At 33.9% G+C, this 21,743-nt stretch carries 15 protein-coding genes and 1 pseudogene; 10 read left to right on the top strand and 6 right to left on the bottom strand.

Annotation, left to right across the window (positions count from 1 at the left end):
* Window positions 1-52: 52 nt before the first annotated feature.
* From UH7x_RS14755 to UH7x_RS14785, 7 genes are all read left to right on the top strand, one after another.
* On the top strand, window positions 53-1,402 hold the full coding sequence (locus UH7x_RS14755; RefSeq protein WP_482360687.1) for a sensor histidine kinase: 1,350 nt from the start codon (window positions 53-55) through the stop codon (window positions 1,400-1,402).
* Between the two features lie 276 nt (window positions 1,403-1,678).
* The gene (locus tag UH7x_RS14760) at window positions 1,679-2,500 is read left to right on the top strand and encodes an SDR family oxidoreductase (protein ID WP_482360688.1); all 822 of its coding nucleotides are present in this window, start codon (window positions 1,679-1,681) and stop codon (window positions 2,498-2,500) included.
* A 24-nt stretch (window positions 2,501-2,524) separates the two neighbouring features.
* Complete coding sequence (uxuA, locus tag UH7x_RS14765; RefSeq protein WP_482363615.1) at window positions 2,525-3,700, top strand: mannonate dehydratase; 1,176 nt, start codon at window positions 2,525-2,527, stop codon at window positions 3,698-3,700.
* Between the two features lie 18 nt (window positions 3,701-3,718).
* Window positions 3,719-4,390: a bifunctional 4-hydroxy-2-oxoglutarate aldolase/2-dehydro-3-deoxy-phosphogluconate aldolase gene (locus tag UH7x_RS14770; protein ID WP_482360689.1), complete on the top strand. Its 672-nt coding sequence runs from the start codon at window positions 3,719-3,721 to the stop codon at window positions 4,388-4,390.
* Between the two features lie 3 nt (window positions 4,391-4,393).
* Window positions 4,394-5,398 carry a TRAP transporter substrate-binding protein gene (locus tag UH7x_RS14775; protein WP_482360690.1) on the top strand — a complete coding sequence of 335 codons (1,005 nt, stop codon included), beginning with the start codon at window positions 4,394-4,396 and terminating at the stop codon, window positions 5,396-5,398.
* Entirely contained in the window at window positions 5,398-5,868 is a 471-nt protein-coding gene (locus UH7x_RS14780) for a TRAP transporter small permease (RefSeq protein WP_482360691.1), read from the top strand. Before UH7x_RS14775 ends, UH7x_RS14780 begins: the two co-directional genes overlap by 1 nt.
* Window positions 5,869-5,870: 2 nt before the next feature.
* Entirely contained in the window at window positions 5,871-7,181 is a 1,311-nt protein-coding gene (locus tag UH7x_RS14785) for a TRAP transporter large permease (RefSeq protein ID WP_482360692.1), read from the top strand.
* A gap of 126 nt (window positions 7,182-7,307) precedes the next feature.
* Here the strand turns inward: UH7x_RS14785 and UH7x_RS14790 are convergent.
* From UH7x_RS14790 to UH7x_RS14810, 5 genes and pseudogenes are all read right to left on the bottom strand, one after another.
* A pseudogene (locus tag UH7x_RS14790) lies at window positions 7,308-7,594 on the bottom strand (GIY-YIG nuclease family protein).
* A 142-nt stretch (window positions 7,595-7,736) separates the two neighbouring features.
* Window positions 7,737-9,101, bottom strand: coding sequence for an aldehyde dehydrogenase (locus tag UH7x_RS14795; protein WP_482360693.1), 1,365 nt, complete (start codon window positions 9,099-9,101; stop codon window positions 7,737-7,739).
* An 83-nt stretch (window positions 9,102-9,184) separates the two neighbouring features.
* Entirely contained in the window at window positions 9,185-10,687 is a 1,503-nt protein-coding gene (locus UH7x_RS14800; RefSeq protein ID WP_482360694.1) for a parallel beta-helix domain-containing protein, read from the bottom strand.
* A gap of 15 nt (window positions 10,688-10,702) precedes the next feature.
* Window positions 10,703-11,893, bottom strand: a complete 1,191-nt coding sequence (locus tag UH7x_RS14805) for a cytochrome-c peroxidase (protein WP_482360695.1) — start codon at window positions 11,891-11,893, stop codon at window positions 10,703-10,705.
* Window positions 11,894-12,268: 375 nt separating this feature from the next.
* Complete coding sequence (locus UH7x_RS14810; RefSeq protein ID WP_482360696.1) at window positions 12,269-14,422, bottom strand: DUF7133 domain-containing protein; 2,154 nt, start codon at window positions 14,420-14,422, stop codon at window positions 12,269-12,271.
* 442 nt (window positions 14,423-14,864) lie between these two features.
* Between UH7x_RS14810 and UH7x_RS14815 the strand changes: the two genes are divergently transcribed.
* From UH7x_RS14815 to UH7x_RS14825, 3 genes are all read left to right on the top strand, one after another.
* Complete coding sequence (locus tag UH7x_RS14815) at window positions 14,865-15,263, top strand: hypothetical protein (RefSeq protein WP_482360697.1); 399 nt, start codon at window positions 14,865-14,867, stop codon at window positions 15,261-15,263.
* Window positions 15,264-15,338: 75 nt separating this feature from the next.
* Window positions 15,339-19,670: a CusA/CzcA family heavy metal efflux RND transporter gene (locus UH7x_RS14820; RefSeq protein WP_482360698.1), complete on the top strand. Its 4,332-nt coding sequence runs from the start codon at window positions 15,339-15,341 to the stop codon at window positions 19,668-19,670.
* Between the two features lie 10 nt (window positions 19,671-19,680).
* Entirely contained in the window at window positions 19,681-20,835 is a 1,155-nt protein-coding gene (locus tag UH7x_RS14825) for an efflux RND transporter periplasmic adaptor subunit (protein ID WP_482360699.1), read from the top strand.
* 68 nt (window positions 20,836-20,903) lie between these two features.
* On the opposite strand, the gene UH7x_RS14830 is transcribed toward UH7x_RS14825, so the two are convergent.
* The gene (locus tag UH7x_RS14830; protein ID WP_482360700.1) at window positions 20,904-21,503 is read right to left on the bottom strand and encodes a porin family protein; all 600 of its coding nucleotides are present in this window, start codon (window positions 21,501-21,503) and stop codon (window positions 20,904-20,906) included.
* Window positions 21,504-21,743: the final 240 nt, after the last annotated feature.

Below are 21,743 nucleotides of genomic sequence, written 5' to 3' on the forward strand. Positions count from 1 at the left end.
ACCAAAAGTTGAAAATATTTCTTGTTTTAATAGTTTAATTTGAATATTGAAAATGGTAAGTAGAAGTATTTATTTCCAGTTAGTAGTTCGTATTATATTGATAGCAGTAGCTGGGCTAGGTGTGGGGTTTTTCTTTTTTGGAAAAAAGTACATTTTGGCAATACTGTTTTTAATATTCTTGATTGTACTAACCACATCATTAATACATTATGTAAATCAGACCAATAGAAAGATTGCCTATTTTTTTGATGCCATAAAAAACGAGGATTTTACTTTGCGATTTCCCGAGAAATTAAGTGTGAAATCTCTTGAAGAATTGAATCATAGCCTAAATATGTTGAATGAAATGATTCAAGAAATTCATATTAAAAAACAGGCTCAAGAACAGTATTATCAAGAAATTATTAAGCAAGCGGATATTGGTATTTTAACAATAAATGATAAAGGTCATATATTTTTCGCTAATGCTACAATTGAAAAGTTATTTAACCATTCGCCTTTAAACCACATTAAACAATTGTCTAAAGTGGATCAGAATTTGTACGAACTCTTCGAAGAATTAAAACCATTTGAAAGAAAATTAGTCCAAATAACCAACGAACGTGAGCGAAAGCAATTGGCATTAAAGTCCACTTCAATTATTTTTGAAAATCAAGACTTATTACTGGTCGTTGTTCAAGATATAGATAAGGAATTAGATGAAAAAGAAACGGATTCTTGGGTGAAACTTATTCGGGTTTTAACCCATGAAATAATGAATACAATCACACCGATAACCTCAATTTCGGAATCTATTTTAAAGTATTATAAAACTAATAAGGGACTTTTAACTATTAACGATATTGAGGAAAGTCACATTCAGAATACAGCAAAAGGGTTGGAAGTTATTCGGGAGCAGGGTAGTGATTTAATGGAATTTGTTCAGTCGTACAGAAGTATACTTAGTATGCCAAAACCTGATAAAGGTCTAATAAAAGCAGATCGGCTATTGGATAAGGTGAAAGTATTAATGGATCAAGAAAATGGTGACCATCGCGTGAAATTTGAAATAATAGTAAATCCATTGGATTTGGAACTTTATATAGATGAAAAGCAGATTTCTCAAATATTGATAAATCTTACTAAGAATGCATTACAATCGTTAAAAGGACAAGAAAATGGTAAAATAAAAATAATAGCAGCACTAGCGACAAGTGGTGAGAAGTATATTCAAGTATTAGATAACGGACCGGGTATATCAGAAGATTTAATTGATGAGATTTTTGTGCCGTTTTTCACAACAAAAGATACAGGTACAGGCATTGGACTAAGTTTGTCCAAACAGATTATGCATTTACATGGGGGAACCATTAAGGCGCACTCTATTCCAAATAAGCAGACTTCATTTTTGTTAGTATTTTAAGGCTTTCTTTTATTTTATTAAAATGTTGATTTATACATAATATTTTTCGCAGAAAAGCCCAGTTTTATTTCCGAATGTGGAAAAGAATTCTATATTTGCGTTAACGTTAACGAGAATTACATCATTTAATAAATTGATGTTTTTTAATTAATATGCAAATAACACTCTGTTTAGCTAAGCTAATAGCATCGATATAACAATTTACAACTATAAATGTCTGTAGTAACGTTTGTAAAAGGTGATTAAATAATAAAGTGATATACTAAAATATATAGAATGAAAAAAACTAACTTATTTGATATTTCTGGAAAAGTGATTGTTGTTACAGGTGGGGCAGGTGCCTTAGGAGGCAGCATGGCTTCTTACTTATTAACACAAGGCGCAAAAATTGTAATTCTCGATTTGTTTCCAGAAAGCGTAACTAAAAGAGTTAGTGAATTAAAAGAAATAGGGGCAGATGTAATTGGTATTTCTGGTAGTGTTTTAGATCAAGAGCACTTAGAAAAAGCCAAAACAGAAATTCTTGCTAAATGGGGTCAGATTGATGTACTTATAAATGCGGCCGGTGGAAATATGCCTGGAGCAACAATTGGTGTAGATCAAACTATTTTCGACCTTAAAATGGACGATTTTAAGAAAGTTTCAGAATTAAATCTAAATGGTTCTGTATTACCATCTATGGTTTTTGGTAAAGTAATGGCCGATCAACGTTCGGGAAGTATTATCAATATTTCTTCAATGACGGCTACACAAGCAGTAACTAGAGTAGTGGGATATTCAGCATCTAAAGCGGCCATTGATATTTTCACCAAATGGATGGCTACAGAAATGGCTATTAAATTTGAAGGTAGTGTTCGGGTAAATGCAATTGCTCCAGGGTTTTTTATTGGGAATCAAAATCGTGCTTTATTAACAAATGAGGATGGTAGTTATACCGATAGAGGGAATACTATTATTGCGAATACACCAATGAAACGTTTTGGTGATGCTGATGAATTAAATGGTGCTATTCACTGGTTAATGAGTGACGCGGCGTCTTTTGTTACCGGTACAATTGTACCAATTGATGGAGGATTTAGTGCATTTAGCGGAGTATAAATTAATAGGAAGATCAAAATGAAAATGCAACAAACTTGGAGATGGTATGGTCCTAATGACCCAGTCTCTTTAAATGATATTGTACAAGCTGGAGCTACAGGTGTTGTTTCTGCATTACATCAAATTCCGAATGGGGAAGTATGGACTGTTGAGGCAATTAAAGAACGTAAAAGCATTATTGAAGCAGCCGGATTGGAATGGAGTGTTGTTGAAAGTATTCCTGTACACGAGAACATCAAAACACGTTCAGGAGATTTTCAGAAGTATATTGAAACCTATAAAACCAGTATTCAAAATTTGGCGAGTTGCGGAATTAATATTGTTTGTTATAATTTTATGCCCGTTTTAGATTGGACGAGAACTTCATTAGATTTTGAAGTTGAGGACGGTTCAAAAGCATTACTTTTTGAAGTAATTGCATTTGCAGCTTTTGAGTTACATCTTTTAAAAAGACCAGGTGCAGAAAATGATTACACAGATGCACAAAAACAAGAAGCAAAAGCGTATTTCGAAGCGTTGACTGACGCTGATAAAAAAGTTTTAGTTAATAATATTATAGCAGGTTTACCAGGAGCCGAAGAAGGTTATACACTGGATCAATTTCAACAAATATTAGATACATATTCAGAAATTGATGCACAACAGTTAAGAGAAAATTTAGTCTCGTTTTTAAAAGAAATAGTGCCAATAGCTTCTGAAAATGAAGTGTTGATGTGCATTCACCCAGATGACCCACCATATCCTATCTTAGGATTGCCAAGAGTGGTAAGTACCGAAGAGGATTACGCATATCTTTTTGAGCAAGTTCCAAATATCTCCAATGGTATTACATTTTGTACAGGATCTTTAGGAGTACGAGCAGATAATAACCTAGTACAAATAGTAAAAAGATTTGCCGATCGAGTACACTTTTTACATTTAAGAAGTACAAAACGTGACGCACAAGGAAACTTCTATGAAGCCAATCATTTGGAAGGAGATGTAGATATGTTTGGCGTGATTAAAGCGGTCTTAATTGAGCAGAAACGAAGAGTTGCAGAAGGACGATCAGATGCTTCAATTCCAATGCGACCTGATCATGGACATCAAATGTTAGATGATCTTAAAAAGAAAACCAATCCAGGTTATTCTGGTATTGGAAGGTTAAGAGGCTTGGCAGAATTAAGGGGATTGGAACATGGAATTTATAATTCACTTTAAGGAAAAAATAGTTTAATAATGGCGCAATATTCAAGAATAGAAGTAGCAAGGGTGATGAAGGAAACGGGCATGGTGCCATTGTTCTACCACCCCGATATTGAACTCGGAAAGAAAGTACTTAAAGCATGTTATGATGGAGGAGCTCGACTTTTAGAATTTACGGCTAGAGGAGATTTTGCTTTCGAAGTATTTCTCGAATTAAATAAATATGCAGTAAAAGAACTCCCAGGAATGATAATGGGTGTTGGTTCTATTACGGATGCTGGTGCTGCATCTTTTTATATGCAAATGGGTGCAAACTTTATTGTTACTCCTTCTTTAAGAGAAGATATAGCCAAAGTATGTAACCGAAGAAAAGTATTGTGGTCACCGGGTTGTGGATCACTTACAGAAATAAATAATGCTGAAGAATTAGGGTGTGAAATTGTGAAGTTATTTCCAGGTTCAACATATGGACCAGGTTTTGTAAAAGCAATTAAAGGACCACAACCATGGACAAGTGTGATGCCTACGGGAGGAGTTTCGACAGAAGAATCGAACTTAAAAGGTTGGTTTGATGCCGGAGTAACTTGTGTTGGAATGGGGTCACAACTAATTAGTAAGGATGTACTTGCTTCAGGTGATTTTAAAAAGCTTGAGGAAACAGTTAGAAATACACTTACGTTAATCAAAAGTCTTCAAAATAAATAATTCGTGATTAAGTTATTAAAGCAATATAATTTTAGAAAGCTATGGTCTCTTTTGGTTATTGCAACCATAATTATGACTATACAATCCTGCGCTACTGTTGGGAATCAGAAGATACTTTATTTCGCTCATTCGTTACCTACATCTCATCCGGTACATAAGGGGATTGTGGCAATGCAAGAATCGTTAAATGCGAAGTCTGAAGGTAAGTTACAGATAAAGATATTCCCAGATGGACAGTTGGGGTCAGAGCGCGAGGCTTTAGAGCTATTACAAATTGGCAGTATTGCAATGACCAAGGTAAGTGCATCGGCCTTGTCTAATTTCGCGCCAGAATATCAGATAGCTGTAATACCTTATTTATTTCGAGATAGTGAACATTTGTTTAACAATTTAGAAGGGGAAGTAGGCAAGCAGTTGTTAGAAGGCGGCACAGAATATTTGTTACGAGGAATTTGTTTTTACGATGCAGGAGCACGAAGTTTTTATACCAAGGATAGGCCAGTACATTCCCCTGAAGATTTAGATGGATTAAAAGTAAGAGTACAGAACGATCAGATGTCTGTAAACATGGCAAATTCGTTGGGTGCCTCAGCCACACCCATGTCATTTGGAGAATTGTATACGGCATTGCAACAAAACGTTGTTGATGGTGCAGAGAATAACATTCCATCTTTTGTAAGTTCCAATCATTTTGAAGTGTGTAAATATTACATTTTTGATGAACATACCATGGTACCCGATGTGGTGATAATAGGGACAAAGTTTTGGGATTTATTATCAGACCAAGAAAAAGGATGGTTAGAAGCCGCAGCAAAAGAAAGTGTAGTAAAACAGAAGCAATACTGGGCAGAGACGGTAGAAGAAAACATGAAAATGTTGAAAGAGGCAGGAGTAGAGTTTATCTATCCGGATAAGGCTCCTTTTGTAGAAAAATCAAAACCAGTAATGGAGAGTTTGATGAAAGACCCAAGACTAAAACCAATCATAGATAAAATAAATTCCAACTAATGGAGAAAGCCTATCAGTTGTTAAACAAAATAATAGAAAACCTATTGGTAGTAATCTTCGGGTTACTGGTAGTAGATGTAGTTTGGCAAGTAGTTTCACGTTATGTAGTGGGCCAGTCGAGTTCATTTACCGAAGAGTTCGCTCGTTTTTCGTTAATCTGGTTAACGGTATTGGGAGCAGCTTATATCAACGGTCAAAAAGAAGGTCACCTATCTATGGATTTTCTACTTTCTAAACTCACCGAAGAAAAGCGAAACAAGCGCAAGAAAATCATTCAGATTTTAATGGCAATTTTTGCTTTGATCATCATGATAATAGGCGGAGGAAATTTGGTGTACACTACTTTAACTTTAGGTCAGGTATCCTCAGCATTACAAGTGCCTTTAGGATTTGTGTATGCGATAGTACCAATTTCAGGGATGATGATTTTATTTTTTTCAATTTATAATATCAAAAAACTAAACTTTTAAATATGAGCATAGAGACTATAAGCATACTTGTTCTTTTTCTAAGTTTTATTGGTTTGTTAGCTTATGGGGTACCTGTAGCGTATGCTATCGGAATATCAACAACACTAACTTTGGTATTGAACATTGCATTCTTACCAGCTACAACTACAGCAGCCCAACGAATGACTACGGGTATTGATAACTTTGCATTACTGGCGATACCATTTTTCATATTGGCAGGAGAATTAATGAATACAGGAGGTATTGCAAAGCGCCTCATCGATTTTGCAAAATCGCTAATAGGGAGTTTACCCGGCGGATTGGCTTTTGTAAATATTATAGCGGCGATGCTCTTTGGAGCGATTTCTGGATCGGCCGTAGCCGCCGCATCGGCCATCGGAAGTACGTTAACCGAAAAGATGGAGAGCGAAGGCTACCCGAGAGAATTTAGTGCAGCGGTAAATATAAGCTCATCAACTACCGGTTTATTAATTCCACCGAGTAATGTACTTATCATATTTGCGTTAGCCAGTGGAGGTACCGCATCGGTAGCAGCACTTTTTATTGCAGGTTATTTACCCGGATTATTGGTAGGTCTGGCACTGATGATAATGGTGTACATCTATGCAATAAAAAAAGGACTACCAAGGGCAGCAAGAGTAAGTTTTAAGCAATTGTTTTTAGATTTTAGAAGAGCACTATTAAGTTTAACACTATTGGTAATCGTAGTAGGTGGAATAGTAGTAGGAGTATTTACAGCTACCGAAGCAGCAGCAATTGCAGTAGTTTATGCTATGCTATTAGGTTTTATAAATAGAGAGTTAAAGTTTAGCGATTTTAAACCTTTGTTGTTGCGCAGTGCACGAACAACAGCCATTGTAATGTTTTTAATAGCTACTTCAATGGCGATGTCATGGTTATTTTCATTTGAAGGAATTCCGCAAATGTTGACCTCGGCAATCTTAGATAATGTAAGTAATCCAATACTTATCTTTCTGATGATTAATGTTATACTGTTATTGGTGGGTACATTTATGGATATGACTCCAGCAGTATTAATTTTCACTCCAATATTTTTACCTGTAGCGATGGCGTTAGGGATGCATCCCGTACAATTTGGAATGATAATCGTATTGAATTTATGTATAGGAGTATGTACCCCACCCGTTGGTACGTTACTCTTTGTGGGTAGTGGTGTGGCCAAGGTGCCGGTCACTAAGGTTATCAAACCATTATTGCCTTTATTAGGAGTAATGGTGTTGGTACTGATGATTATCACATATTTCCCGGAAGTATCACTTTGGTTGCCTAGAACTTTTGGATTGATTGATTAATTTTTCTTCTCGATACAACCACTGAAGAAGCGGCCACTCGAAGTGACTTTGATTCACATTTTTAGTCAGTTCGAGTGATTTTATTTTGAAGTGTAACGAACAAATAAAATAGTATCGAGAACTTATTTAGAATTTCTTTTTCGCTAGATTAGGTAGGTTTTCAAAATCTCCGGCTATCAACGATAACTTCTTTGCTTTTGACTACTTTTTTATTTGCTTTTCTTTTTCAATTGCCATATTTACATTGGTAAACTCACAATAAAATTTTAATTCAACTTGTCTTCTAGAGCTTGTATAGCTTCCTTTATAACACCATTCTGGTGTGATTCGAATCTCTTGCTAAGATTAGAAGTTATTCCTGTATAAAATGTATTATCCGAACATTTAAGAATATAAACATAGAATATTTTTATATCTAAAGTTACTAACTTCTCGATACAAATTCTCGTTCCTCAAATTCACTCGAAATAACTAGAAGGCTTTTATTTAGTTAGTTCGAGTGATTTTATTTTGCAGTACAGCGAACAAATAAAATAGTATCGAGAACTTTTTTTGCTAGAACAAATGCTTAATTTTCTTTACTATGTTCATAGGTAGCTTGTAAGGGGGGTAACGCAACGGAGCATCAAACCAATTAGCTTTTTTAATGATTGCCTTTTGGTGAGAGAATAGATCAAAAGACATTCTACCGTGATAAGCACCAATTCCACTAGCACCAACTCCTCCAAATGGCAACTTTTCGTTTGTTATTTGAATTACAGTATCATTGATAGCCCCACCGCCAAAACTGTATGTTTTCAATATTTTCTCTTGAAACTTCTTCCTTTTCGAAAATACATAGGTTGCCAACGGCTTCCCATAATTCATAATATGTTTAGCAATATCATTCTCTGTTTCGTATGCGATTATAGGAAGAATAGGTCCGAAGATTTCGCCTAGCATTAATTTACTATCGAGTTTAGGTTCATTAATTAGTGTAGGAGCGAGGAAGTTATCTTCATCATTATAATCTCCTCCAAATATTATTTCCTGACCTTCTAACATTTCTTTCAAACCATTAAAATGTGCTTGATTTACAGTGCGCGCATAATCGGGAGAATCTTCAATATTCTCACCATAGCATTTTGTTATATTTTGTTTTAATGCAGCAATCAGTTTTTCTTTTACACTTTTATGCACTAAAATATAATCAGTAGCAATACATGTTTGTCCAGCATTTAAAAACTTACCCCAAACAATACGTTTAGCAGCTAAATTAATGGCGGCAGAGTCATCTATAATGGTTGGGTTTTTCCCACCCAATTCTAGAGTAACAGGCGTTAAATGTTTAGAAGCACTTTGGTAAACAATCTTTCCAACCCTAGAACTTCCTGTAAAAAAAATATAGTCCCATTGTTCATTTAAAAGTTTTTGCGAAGTTTCAACTCCACCTTCAACTACGGATACATATTCTGGTTCAAAAACAGCATTTATAATTTCCGCAATAATAGTAGATGTATTTGGAGTGGCTTCAGAAGGTTTTACAACCACTGTATTCCCTGCGGCTATTGCACTAATAAGTGGAGCAAAGGCTAATTGAAATGGATAATTCCACGGTGCAATAATAAGAACAGTTCCATATGGTTCTTTATAAATCCAATCAGAAGAAGGCCAATTCATTAATGTGGCGGACTTTCTTTCTGGACTTGCCCAATAGTTAATTTTACGAATTAGCATTTTTAATTCTGCTAACACGAATTGAGTTTCAGCAGCAAATGTTTCAAATTTTGGTTTTTTAAAATCTTTGTAAATAGCTGCCGCAATATCATCTTCACGAGAGATAATTTCCTTCTGTAAAAGTTTCAAAGTTTTTTTGCGATAGGCAACATTTTTGGTTTTCTGTGTTGCAAAAAAATCACGTTGTTTCTGTAATATTTCCATTGACTTAAAAACACTTTAAATTAAAATTAGCACTGTTTTAGCTAAAGATAGTTGTTGTATCTAAAGCAAATAATATTTTTTGATTAATGTTTCACTGACAAAATATATTCTGCTACGGCCATTTTGGCGTCATCTGATAAATAATCTTGCGGAGGCATTTCGGGGTAATCCTCGCGAAGGTTCTTTGGCTTTGTAATATAGTCAACTATTCCTTGTGGGTTATCATTATGTATAGCTTGTATAATTTCTGTAGGAGGCCCTATAAGTCTAGTTCCAAAAGCATGGCAACCAGCACAAACACCATAATAAGTTAGTTCACCAAGTTCTTCTTTAGAAACAGATCTTGGTGGCACCGGTTCGGGGGTCATCATAGTCGGTATATCTTTTGTGTCAGTAATTTGTGAAATTCCATAATCTCCCAAACCAAAAGTTCTATACTTATTTTTGTCTCTAATAGTACTTCCTGTTCCTCCACCATAAGCAAAAATATCAGGTCCTTTAGAATCTAGTTGACTCAGCATTATGGTTTTTATTTCCCCGGTAGGGTCATTGCCATTATTGAACATAATATTATCAAGAATAGTTACGCGGTCTGGGTTTCCTTCTGAATTGGGGTCATTTGCTTTAGGGTCACCAGTTGCCAAATCAACAATAGTGATGCCTGTATTATTATTTCCGGTGATAATATTATTTTCGACTATTACATCATCAGCGGCCATAATTAAAATACCAGTTCCAGCTGGAATACCAGCAACAGTTGAACCTGGTGCTCCAAAGTTTTCGTGATTATTATTTACCACAAAATTATTTCTTAAAATTACATCAAAGGTTGTTTTTATTGGTAGTCCTGGCGTTACAAAAGCTAGTAGACCACCGGTATTGTTATGTGCATAATTATTTTCAACCAGGCAATGTCTTGAATTTTCAATTTCGATACCAGCAACATTATCAAATACTTCATTATGCCGAACATCTACATTATCACACATACCTACATAAATTGCAGCATCAGCTATTAGGCTTAAAACATTATGTTCTATTAAACCATTTTTACCATACTGCGGAAAAATACCATAGACGCCAGTATCAATTATCCAGTTATTTCTTATGATAAAATTATTTCCAGCTTGACCCATTATAGCGTTGCCTTTGTAATTAATAATTTTAAAATTTTCAATTAAAATTCCGTTTCCTGAATATAGAAAAGCATCGTTGATTTCTTTTTTTCCGTCTAAGGTGGGCCACTCGCCATTGATTACCACACCTTGTAAACTAATATCATCTTTATCAATGAATACATTTTCGGAATAGTTACCAGGGTAAACTCTTATTAAATCACCAGGGTTCGCTTTTATTACAGCTTCTTGAATAGAATTACCTTTTTTCACCTCTATAATTACCCCGCTAAAAGTTTTAGATTTTGTTACTTGTGTGGTATCATTTGAAATACCTGTATTTCTATAGGTCATTCTTGATGGTATAGGAACGGTAGCTACTGAGGGTGAGGAGAAAAATGATTTACCTAAAAAGATACCAATCGCTAATAAGACAATTGCTCCGATAAATTTTAAAACTGTTGATTTCATTTTTTATAATATTAATTAAACGGAAGGTTGAAGGCCTGATGGTAATTCATCAGGAATTTTAGGGGTAAAAGTTTCGTCTGTTAGCGTTTTTAGAAAATCTACAAGCCGATCTAATTCATACGAACTTAAATTGGGTTCCCAAATATGCCAATGAATAATTAGATTTTCGTTTTTGGGCACGGCATGTCCGCGACCTTGTGTATAAAATTCGACAGTCTCTCTTAGTGTTGCGAAATTACCTGAATGCATATATGGTGCGGTTTTTTCTATATTCCGCAAGCTGGGAACTTTAAAAGCTCCTCTTAACGTGCTGTCTTTAAATGGAATTTGCGCACCGGAATCTAACCGAATTCCGTCAGGTTCAGGAGAGCCAATAACAGCAAATTGTTGGTTAGTGAATAATGGGGGAGTGTGGCACTCTGCACATCTTGCAACAAATGATCGAAAAACATTCATACCTTCTATTTCATTGTCGTTTAATGCTTGATGATAACCATGTGCATAGCGGTCGTATTTGCTATTTAAAGAAATTAATGAAGATTGAAAAGCCGCAATCGATTTGTAAATTTCATAAAGCGTGATGTTGGTATTTTTATACCGATTAGGAAAAGCCTCTGCAAATAAAGACCTATATCCAGCTATAGAATTTAGGGTCTGTAAGAGGTTTTCAGGAGTATTATTCATTTCAATATTAGAAAATAAAGGCTCTTGCATTTGTTCTTCTAAGGTAGTTGCTCTGCCATCCCAAAATAATTTTTTCAAATAGGCTACATTCCATAATGAGGGCGCTGCGCGCTTTAATTTTTGGTTGTTATTTCCTGTGCTCGTTTTTTGCCCATCACTAAACCCTTTAGCTGGATTATGACAAGTGGCACAAGACATAGTGCCGTCACCAGAAAGAATAGGGTCAAAAAATAAGTAACGCCCTAAATCAATTTCTTGTGGTGTAAATCCATCTCGTATTTCTGGTAGTCCAGTTTGTAATCCTCCGACACCTTTGTTATTTGGAGAATTGTATTGCATATATAAATTCTGAGCAATACATTCATTATTTACATTTTTTTTAAAACCTGGGGGGCAATTGCTATTAAGTTTTGATAGTACTTCGTAAGTTTCTGTTTTATTATTAGACGTAAAAAACACCATCAGTAAAGCTGCTAGAAGCCCTGAAATACTAGATTTTAAAATGAGGTTCTTTTTACTCATTAATGTTTTTAGTACATATTTATTGGTGCAAACAAGACACTTATTTTATTTTATAAGTTACCAATAATATCTATAAGTGGTCAGAAATATATTTAATGAGTTGGAGCACAGCAAGATCAAAAGTTTTGTGCTAAACAACTGTATTTCCTAATGGTTTTCTAATAGTGTAGTGAAAGGGTATAATAACATCATACTAATAGATTAATGTGCTCCATACTAGACCAAATAAGATTCAGAAAGTATTAATTTTCAATTAAAATCTCAGTCGATTATTATCCATAAGAAATCGCCTTTTACTTAAGACAGTATAAAGTGGCTAATCAAAAAGTGGAAATGATTGGAATATTAAAACACTGGAAATTTATAGTTTCGATTTTAATTTTGAATTTCTAGCAATTCTTTCTCGCTAAAAACTCCGTTTTCTGGTTTTTGATTTCGAAGTTCTTTTATGTCTTCAACCTTTATTCTTTTAGATGTACTAGGGAAGGCATTATTCATATAACTAATAATATTCCGAATATCTTTATCTGTAAAGTCACGGTTATTGGCTAAACCAGGCATTGTATTATTAAGTTCGTATAATTTGCCATTTACATGTATTGGACCAGCCAAGCCATGAAGAATAATTAATGCTAATTTTTTAGAAGACTCGGTAACATATTCTGAGTTTTTTAATGGAGGTGCAAGACCGTCAATGCCTTCCCCATCAACACCATGACAAGTAGCACAGTAATTTCTAAATATTTTATAACCGGCAGTTCTAGCATCAGTTCCTACAGAAGTATTCGTGTAAATAGAATTCTTTTTCTTATTACTAATATTGTTTAAAGTGCCATTTAATAAGTTAATTAAGGCTGAAGAATCATTAATTTTATTCGTTTTAGAATAGGCTAAAAATTTACTTTCAGTAGTACCTAAACTACTTACAATAGCTTCTTGATAAATAGCATTTTCTTCATATTCATTTGTTAAATCTAAAAGGGTTGAAAATAATTGTTCTTCATCAAACTGAATCCATTTTCCAATAGTTAATGCAATGTATAAATCAATTTCTGGGTCATTTTTTTGACGTAATGCATCAACCGTTTTAATCATAGTATTGACATCATCTACAGCTGCATAATTCTCGGCTAAAACTAAGGCATGGCTAATGACTGAACTATCGTTATTAGCGTTAAGTATTCTATTTAAAGAATTAAAATCTAGTGCATCCATACCTACCAAAGTATACATGGCGTGTATTTGTGCTATTGAATTTTCATTATTCTTCAGTAATTTTTCTAAAAGAGGAATAGCTTCTTTTTGGTTTTTTAATACTAATAATTGTTGAGATCTATCACGCAACCACCCATTTGAACCTTCTAATAAGTCAACTAATTCTGATATTGATAATTCATTAATCGATTTTGTTTTTTTGGTAGGATTGTTTTTGCTTGTAACTTTTAATATACGACCCATGCCTACTATGGTGTCCAATTTCTTAGCAGCCATATGATCATGAAGATAAGGTGTTAAAAAAGCCTTGTCTTGAATAATACCTCTATGCATATCAACAATATACATATTACCATCTGGGCCGTTAAACATGTTAACCGGACGAAACCCTTCATCAGTAGAGGCTATAAATTCTTTGTTCTCCCATACTGGCGTAGCTGTTGTTTTTAACGAGTCAAAAGAAAGTTTAAGTCGTTTTATAAGATTCCCTTCAGGAACAGGAACAAAAGCATTTTCATTATAAGCATCTCCAAATAGGCCACCTCTATAAATAAGGGGGCCACATGCAGAGGTAACATTTATTAGGATACTGTCTTTATCTAAAATACCCTTTTGGTATCCTCTATTCACAGAAGTTGGATGTAAGGGATAAATTCTTTGATTGGGAGTTAGTGAATGGTTTAAAGCTGCTTTAGGTTTAAAAAATTCATTTTGGATTACCGTATTCGGTAAAACATAATCGCCAATTAATTGTGTAGAATTGTTGTTGTAATATAATCTTCCAAAATTGTCCTTAGTAATTCCCCATTGGCCGCGCAAAGTAGTAGACTCTTTTAACCATTTTCCGTTTTTACGTTGATATCTATAATTAGATTTAGCACTATAGATCCAATTATCCGTATGCATCATCAATCCGTTAGGTTGATGTTCTACATTTCCACCTTCAGAGTAAAGGGAATCCACTAAAATTCTATTTTCAGGTTTATCATCTTTAATATCAACGAACCATAGATTTGGTGGCACTGCATAAAGTAATCCGTCATAAACATGAGCAATTGCTCGTGGTAAAACAAGGCTGTCTATAAACACTTTTGAATGATCCGTAACACCATCATTATCTAAATCTTCCAAAATAGTAATACTACCACTTGGCAAATGGTCTCCAGTACCTTCAAGGTTTGGCATGTAGCCTTTTAACTCCACCGCCCATATTCGACCAGAATTATCAAAATCCATCGCAACTGGCGCCTCTAAAAAAGGCTCAGATGCTATTACTTGTAAATTAAAACCTTCTTCTATTTGATAGTTCTCCAAACTTACATTTGGTTCTTCAAAAGAATTGTTAGTACAAGACGTTATAACAATTACAAATGATAAAAGTAAAAAAGTTAATATTCGATATTTTAAAATGGAAAGTCGAAAATTTGACACGGGAAAACTATGAATCATTAATTTAATATTTCTTAAGTTATCAGCAAACACGAATATCTAAAATTAATATAGAATGGGTATAAAACCATACTAATATTGTGAAGCTACTTACATCCTCAAAAATAGAATGAAAATAACTTTTTAAGGCATTTTTTAGTTTAAATTAACTAATTATGGTTAACATGTTTTAATCATTAACAATACGTAGTAAATTGGTTAATCTTCTAACCTAATAAACTTACAAACAAGCCACCAAATACAAGTAATTAAATTAAAATTTAGTGAAGTTTTATATGCAATGTTATATTTTAGTAACTTTGTGAACGTGAGTAAATTACTTTCCATATCGGTATCTATAGTTATTATACTGCAAAGTTTTGGTTTGCATTTTGATGACATCGTACAGATTGATGAATTTATTGAGCACGCTCAGTTTCATAGTGAACAGTATGGCGATAATGTATTTGTTTTTATCTCTAAACATTATGGCGAATTAAAAGCAGCTCATGAAATTGAACATCAAGAAGAGAAGAAGGATCATGAAAACCTTCCTTTTAAACATCATTGCCATCTTTCTTCTATTTCTGCATTTACACTTAATTATGTAGTGACATTAACAAATACAATGAATTTTACCGAAATAGCAACGGCTAATTTTCATTACCAAGAACCCTCATCCTCATTTGAGATTAAAGGGTTACTACAACCGCCTCGGCAATCATAGTACAATCTTTTTTTTATTAGGTCCTTAATCAAGTCATTGATTAAGAGTTTATTATGTTGATTATATTATGAAGATATGTTATCATTCCTTATTAATTTTAGTATAAAGAACAAATTTGTTGTTCTACTATTTACCTGTTTCATAATCGGATTTGGCTTGTATTCCTTATCCCAAATTCCGATTGGTGCGGTACCTGATGTCACCAATAACCAGGTGCAAGTTATCACTACCTCGCGCAATTTGTCTACGCAAGACATGGAGAAGTTTATCACGTATCCTGTGGAGCTAGAAATGGCAAATTTGCCTGGAGTTATTGAAATTCGCTCCGTTTCTAAATTTGGACTCTCTGTTGTCACCATAGTTTTTGAAGACGAAATGGGCACTTTTTTACCCCGACAGCTAATTGCTGAAAAAATTAAGTCTGCATCCGAGAAAATTCCAGAAGGCTTTGGGTCTCCAGAAATGGGTCCAATAACCACGGGCTTGGGAGAGATTTATCAATATATATTGGACGTAAAGCCAGAATTTAAAGACAAGTATTCAGCTGAAGAATTACGTACCATACAAGATTGGGTAGTAAAGCGACAACTTTCTGGCATTCCTGGGGTGGTGGAAGTTAATACTTGGGGTGGTTTATTAAAGCAATATGAAGTTGCGATTAATAGCGAAAAGCTAACTGCGATGAACATTTCTGCCCATGAAGTCTTTACTGCCTTGGAAATGAATAATAGTGTAACGGGAGGTGGATATATTGAGAAAGTGAATCAAGCTTATTTCATTCGAGGTCAGGGGCTAGTTGAATCTCTGGATGATATAAAAAACATAGTGGTTAAAAACGATGGGGGTATTCCAATTTATATAAAAGATGTTGCCGATGTAGGTTTTGGCAGTGCCATTAGATTTGGTGCAATTACGGGTAATGGGGAAGGAGAAAAAGTACTAGGGCAAGTAATGATGTTGAAGGATGCCAATTCTAAAAAAGTAATTGAGGCAGTTAAAGATAGAGTTTCAGAAATTTCTAAATCTTTACCAGAAGGAGTATTCATAAATGCTTTTTTAGAACGAAGTGAACTCATAGCTAAGACTACTTTTACAGTTGCAGAGAACCTTATATTAGGTTGTTTAATAGTCATTTTTGTTGTGGTATTGCTCTTAGGTAATTTTAGATCAGGCCTTGTAGTTGCTTCTGTAATTCCGTTGTGTTTGCTTTTTGCACTTTCTTTAATGTATATTTTTGGTGTGGATGCTAATTTAATGAGTTTGGGTGCTATTGATTTTGGAATTATTATCGATGGAGCGGTAATCATAGTAGAGTTTATAGCATTTGAAATAACAAGGAAAAAAGATGAAATTTTAACAATTAGTCATGTGGCACAGCAAGAAGTAAAGGATAAAATAACTTTTGATGGTGCAACAAAAATGATGAACTCAGCAATTTTTGGTCAACTAATAATCTTAATAGTTTTTATACCAATACTTTCTTTAAGTGGCGTTGAAGGGAAGATGTTTAAACCAATGGCCTTAACTTTTAGTTTTGCGCTAATTGGCGCGATGATACTCTGTTTTACTTATGTGCCAGTAGCAGCTTCTTTATTTCTGAAACCCACTAATAAGACTAAAAAAAATATTTCTGTTCGGCTAATGGAATGGTTTGTAAGCAAATATGAACCAATAATTAAATGGGCATTAGAAAGTAAAAAGATTGTAATAAGTCTTGCAATGGTAATTTTAGCGATTGCGATTTATATATATACGACCATGGGAAGCGAATTTGTTCCCACATTAGATGAAGGTGATTTTGTAATTCAACCAGTATTAAAAACAGGTACTTCATTGAGTAAAACGATTGCAACTACCACGGAAATCGAAAAAATTCTTTTAAAGAAATTCCCAGAAGTTAAGCAAGTAGTTACAAGAATAGGAGCAGCAGAAGTACCTACAGACCCCATGTCTATGGAAGAAAGTGATGTTATTATTGTGTTAGCACCTAAAAGTGAATGGACATCAGCTGCTACAAAAGATGAACTGGCAGATAAATTTAAAGAGGCTCTTACTATAATCCCAGGTATGGAAGTAGAATTTACCCAGCCTATAGAAATGCGATTTAATGAACTAATAACTGGTGTACGTGCAGACATTGCAATTAAAATATTTGGTGAGAACTTGGATGTTTTGGCTAAAAAAGGAAATGAAATTGGCGAGCTTATTAAAAATGTAGCAGGAGCGGCCGATATCTCTGTGGAGAAAATAGCTGGATTACCTGAAATGAATGTGAATTACAACCGTGCGAAAATTGCACGCTTCGGTTTAAATATTCAAGATTTAAATGATATGATTTCTATGGGGTTTGCTGGGAAAACGGTAGGAAATGTTTTTGAAGGAGAGAAACGGTTCGATTTAGTAGTGCGTTTAAACAAAGAAAAACGAAAAGATATTGACAATCTTAAGAACTTATATGTCGATTTACCTCAAGGAGGAAAAATACCTTTAAGTGAGTTAGCTAGTATAACTTATAAAAAAGGTGCGGCAAAAATATCTAGAGATGATACTAGACGTAGGATTGTTGTTGGTATAAATGTAAGAAATCGAGATTTACAATCGGTAGTAGATGATATTCAACAATTAATAAATGCAAACGTAAAATTACCGGTTGGTTATTCTATTACTTATGGTGGTCAGTTTGAAAATTTACAGAGCGCCAAGTCTCGTTTGTTAATTGCAGTACCTATTGCATTAGTTTTAATATTTATACTTCTTTATTTTGCATTTAAATCGGTGAAAGAAGCATTAATGATTTATACTGCTATTCCCTTAGCTGCGGTTGGTGGGGTATTATTGTTATGGCTGCGAGATTTACCTTTTAGTATATCTGCAGGAGTTGGATTTATAGCCCTTTTTGGTATTGCGGTGTTAAATGGAATTGTTTTAATAGAGCATTTTAAAGAACTAAAAAATCAAACATTTGATAGTATTGAGGCGCTAATTATTCAAGGGGCCAAAGACCGTTTAAGAGCTGTTTTGCTGACTGCATCTGCGGCAGCATTAGGCTTTTTACCAATGGCGATTTCAACTAATGCAGGTGCCGAAGTACAGCGACCGCTGGCGACCGTAGTTATTGGTGGACTAATATCAGCAACTATTTTAACGCTAGTTGTATTACCCGTTTTATATGCGTATTTAAATTCTGAGAAAGATAAAAAGAAGAATAAAAGTAAAGTTACTCTCGGCGGGGTGATGCTCTTTTTAGTATTAATTTCTGTACCGATGAATGCACAAGAGCAATCAAAGAATTTAGAGGCGTTGGTTTCATTATCAATTGAAAATAATGCTGGGTTAAGGTCAAGTAGTTTGCTAGTAGAACAATCGGATGCTTTTATTAATAGTGCTTTTGATTTTGACAAAACTGAAGTGTATTATAATTATAATGAAAGTAATTTAGCGACAAATAATCTTCCATTAAAGGTTTTTGGAATTCAGCAAGACTTTAGTTTTCCAACAGTTTATTTTGCAAAGAGAAAAATTAATAAAGCTCGATTCGACTTAACAAGTAGTTCATTTGATATTGAAAAAAAGAGCCTTGAGAAGTTAGTGCATTTGGCTTATTACGACTATCAAATTGCAAGAGAAAAGGCAATGAGTTATCAAAAATTAGATAGTTTGTATACCAGCTTTTCTAAAATAGCTGCAAGGCGTTTTGAGTTAGGTGAAACTAATTACTTAGAGAAAATTACAGCTGCTTCAAAACAAAAGCAAATCCACTTAAAATACAACCAAATAGAAAGTGATTTAGTTAAATCGCATACTAATTTGATGAAGATAATTCAGACGAACGATAGTCTATTAATTGCTGATGAGTTGCAATTAAAAGTTAGTTTAATTGATGTTGATTTAAATGAAAGTCCTGAAATAAATTATTATCAGAATAAGATTTCCTTACATGAAGTTGAAAAACGTTTTGAAAGGCAGAAGCTAATGCCAGACCTAGGTTTTGAATATTTTCAAGGGACTAATTCTCAGTTGAAAGAAAGTTTATATGGTTATCAATTTGGCATAAAAATACCTTTGCTTTTTAGCGGACAATCATCAAGAATTAAAGCGGCAAACATTGCAGAAAAATCAGCTACGGCAGACTTCAATGAATACAAGATTCAACTGAAAGCAAAAAAACATTTGCTTAAAACTGAAATGGAGCAATTAAATGAATCTTTGGAGTATTATGAAAACGAAGGGAAAGCACTTTCGAATGAGATTTTAAAAACGGCGAATGGTAGTTTTAATAATGGAGAAATAGATTTTTACCAATACTTGCAAAGTTTAGAAAGTGTTTACGAAATGGAGCTCGATTATTTTGAAAAACTACAACAATTTAACACCACAGTTATAACACTTAATTACCTAACACTATAATGATATAATTATGAAAACGATATATAAATTACTCTTACTGAATATTTGTTTTGTAATAATCAGTTGTGGAAATAAAACTGAATCGAAAAAAGTAACTTCTAATGAGGCGGATCATAGCGATTTTATAATTGTATCAGAAGCCCAATTCAATCAAGCTAATATGGTTTTAGATAGCCTAAAATGGAGGGTGTTTTCTTCTGGTATAACAGTAAACGGAATGATAGATGTGCCACCTGAGAACCGTGCAGAGGTGAATGCAACTATGGGTGGCTACATAAAAAAAACACCGTTACTAATAGGAGACAAGGTGCGCAAAGGTCAAGTGTTGGTTACTATAGAAAATCCTGAATTTGTTAGCTTACAACAAGAATATTTAGAAATACATGAACAACTCACTTATCTAAAGGCGGAATATGAACGCCAAAGTATAATGAAGAAAGAAAATATCACTTCGCAAAAGAATTTTCTTAAGGCCGAAAGCGAGTACAAAGTGTCAGTAGCTAAGCATAAGGGATTGGCCAAACAATTGGCAATGCTGAATATTTCAACAAGTAATGTCTTAAATGGAGCGTTTAGTTCAGTGGCTACAATTTACGCACCAATTTCGGGTAGTGTAACAAAAGTTAATGTATCGAAGGGGTCTTATGTTTCACCTGCTACTACAATTATGGAAATTATTGATAATGATCATATGCATCTTGAACTGTCTGTTTTTGAAAAAGACATTTTGAATGTAAAAAAAGGTCAGGTTATTGAATTTAAAATTCCCGAAGCATCTGAATTGAATTTTACAGCCGAAGTACATTTAGTTGGTACCGCAATAGAAGAAAATAGAACTATAAAAGTACATGGCCATATAGATGAAGATCAAAGTCAGGATTTTTTAACAGGAATGTTTGTTGAAGCAGTATTGCTGACAGACACTACTAACGTAAATGCTTTGCCTGCAGAAGCTGTAAAAGAAATTAATGATGAAAACTATGTTCTGGTATTAGATAGAAAAGAAGCCGGCAACTATTATTTTACACAGCACGAAGTTATGATAAATTCAACTTCGAATAATTATATAGCAATCGGAAACCTGGATCAGTTTAAACCTAATACACAATTTCTAACTAAAGGAGCTTTTGAATTATTGGGTGAAGTAGGTGCTCATGATCATTAATTAAATTCATTTGGATAAAAAAGAGGCTGCAAATTTTGGCAGCCTCTTTTTTATGATTGTATTAAATTTTATAAAAAGTAAATTGCAGAAATTTGAAAAACTCTATTTTTTGAATTCACATCTTTAATAGCATTTATGAATCCGATATTTAATCTTGCTTGGAAATATAAATTATCATTTAATTCATAACCAGCCCCTAGACCTATGCCAATATCTAGGGTGTTTGTATCAAAATTAGGATTTTGTTGCACAGTTAAATTGTCATCCAAATAAGCTTCATTCGTATTTTCCGCAAATAAAACGCTTATTTGAGGGCCGGCCTCAATAAATAGTGCGTCCCAAACATTATATTTAGCCATAAGCGGAACAGAAGCGTACCATAAATTTAAATTATCATTTAAATAGCCACCACTACCTTGTTGTGAGATTAAAAACTCGGGTTGTATTAAAATATTATCATCAAACGGTATTTCTAATACTGCTCCAAGATGTAATCCGGGTTTCACTGAATAGGAAGAATACGATGTTGTACCGCCAAGTGTGGCCATGTTAATGCCTGCCTTACCTCCGAATCTCATTCCTGATGAACTATTTCGTCCGTCTTGTGCTTGCAAGTTTATAAGCGCAAAACTGAAAATGGCAAGTGCTAAATAAAGTCTTTTTTTCATTTTAAATAAGTGTTTAGTTTCAATGGTCAAAGATAGAAAACTATGGTTTGAGAGACACAATACTACAAGTAATTTGAATGATATATTTTAAATGAATTAGAAGTATAAAAAAACCTTCAAATAGTTTTAACTATCTAGAGGTTATTTTGACCTGGCTGGTGCTTATTTAAATATAGTCAAAGATGCGCTGCATATTAAAGGTGTATACTTAATAATTATCTAGAATTTATTTAATGATAG

The organism is Aurantibacter sp. UH7, assembly GCF_056839165.1.